General features: G+C 60.3%; 2 protein-coding genes. Both read left to right on the forward strand.

Annotated elements, in window-relative coordinates; translation table 11 throughout:
• The coding region (locus IT781_RS21720; RefSeq protein ID WP_228779351.1) for a phosphopantetheine-binding protein at positions 1 to 563 on the forward strand (563 nt) is incomplete at its 5' end.
• Positions 560 to 1,836: condensation domain-containing protein (locus IT781_RS21725; protein ID WP_228779352.1), on the forward strand; the 1,277-nt coding region annotated here is incomplete at its 3' end. The genes IT781_RS21720 and IT781_RS21725, both read left to right, overlap by 4 nt.

Here is a 1,836-nt window from a genome sequence, read left to right on the forward strand (position 1 = left end):
AGGTCAAGATCCGCGGCTTCCGCATCGAGCTGGGCGAGATCGAGGCCCGGCTGGCCGAACACCCGGCGGTCCGGGAAACGGCCGTGCTGGCCCGCGAGGACGGCCCCGGCGGCAAGCGGCTGGTGGCCTACTACACCGGCGATGCTGAATTAACTGTGGACGACTTGCGTGTGCATCTGGCCGAGACACTGCCCGAGTACATGGTGCCGGCCGCCTTCGTGCATCTGGAGGCATTGCCGCTGAGCCCGAACGGCAAGCTGGACCGCAAGGCGCTGCCGGCGCCGGAGGGCGATGCTTACGGTGCGCGTGAGTATGAGGCGCCGCAGGGCGAGACCGAACAGGCTCTGGCTGATATCTGGGCCGAGCTGCTCAAGATCGAGCAGGTCGGCCGCCACGATAATTTCTTCGAACTGGGAGGACATTCCTTGTTAGCGATATCACTGATTGAAAAGATGGGGCAGAGGGGATTGGTCGCGGACGTGAGAGTGGTATTTACCGCCCCAACTCTGGCCAAGCTGGCCGAAGCAGTGGAAGAAGAACAAATTATGGAGATTAGAATATGAAAATTGAAGCGCTATTACAGCAACTCAGCGAGAGTGACATCTCACTTGCCGTCGAAAATGACGAGTTAGTCATTCTTGGAAAAAAACAAGCATTAGCTCCTTCATTACTTGCCGAGTTACGTGACACTAAGCCCGCTTTGATTGAATTTCTAAGGTCAAATGGCCCCATCGTTTCCAACAAGCCTGTCGCTGATTCTCTGGACAGTTCTCAATTATTGAATCTGGCGCCCGAGTATGTTGACCAAATCACGGCCACCGTACCGGGCGGCGCAGCCAATGTGCAGGACATCTATCCGCTGGCGCCGCTGCAGGAAGGCATCCTGTTTCACCACCTGATGGAATCCGAAGGGGACGCCTACCTGCTGCCGTCCCTGATGGCGTTTGATACGCGCGAACGTCTTGACGGGTTCCTGGCCGCCCTGCAGGCGGTGATCGCACGCCACGATATCCTGCGCACTTCCATAGCCTGGGAGGGGTTGCCGGAACCGGTCCAAGTGGTCTGGCGCGAAGCGAAATTGGCGATTGAGGACGTCGTCATCGACCCTGAAACCGGCGAGGCCGCTGCGCAGTTGCGGGCTCACTTCGACCCGCGCCATTATCGAATCGACGTGCGCCAGGCGCCTCTGATCAGCGGCTTCACGGCCTATGACACCAGGGAAGGGCGCTGGCTGCTGCTGCTGTTGACTCACCATTTGGCGATCGATCACACCACGATAGACATCCTGATGGAAGAGATCCTGATGCACCAGCTGGGTCTGGAAAACCAACTGCCGGCGCCGTTGCCGTTCCGCAACTTCGTCGCGCAGGCACGGCTGGGGATGAAGCCGGAAGAGCACGAAACCTTTTTTCGCAAGATCTTGGCGGATGTCGATGAGCCCACGGCGCCGTTCGGTCTGCTCGACGTCCTGAGCGACGGCAGCCGGGTTCAGGAAGCCAGGTTGGCCGTCGCTGCGGATTTGGCAAGACGGGTGCGGGAACAGGCCAGAACGCTGGGCACCAGTGCTGCCAGCCTGTTTCATCTGGCCTGGGCTGCCGTATTGTCAAAGACTTCAGGCCGCGATGACGTGGTGTTCGGCACGGTATTGTTCGGGCGCATGCAGGGCGGTGAGGGCGCCGGCCGGGTGCTGGGCATGTTCATCAATACCCTGCCGCTGCGTGTGCAGCTGGCCCAGGGCAGTGTTCTGGAACAGGTCCGTGAAGTGCAGGTTCGGCTGGCCGACCTGCTGCGCCATGAACATGCGCCGCTGAGCCTGGCGCAACGCTGCAGCGCCGT

Source organism: Methylobacter sp. BlB1, assembly GCF_015476545.1.
Taxonomy (GTDB): Bacteria; Pseudomonadota; Gammaproteobacteria; order Methylococcales; family Methylomonadaceae; genus Methylobacter.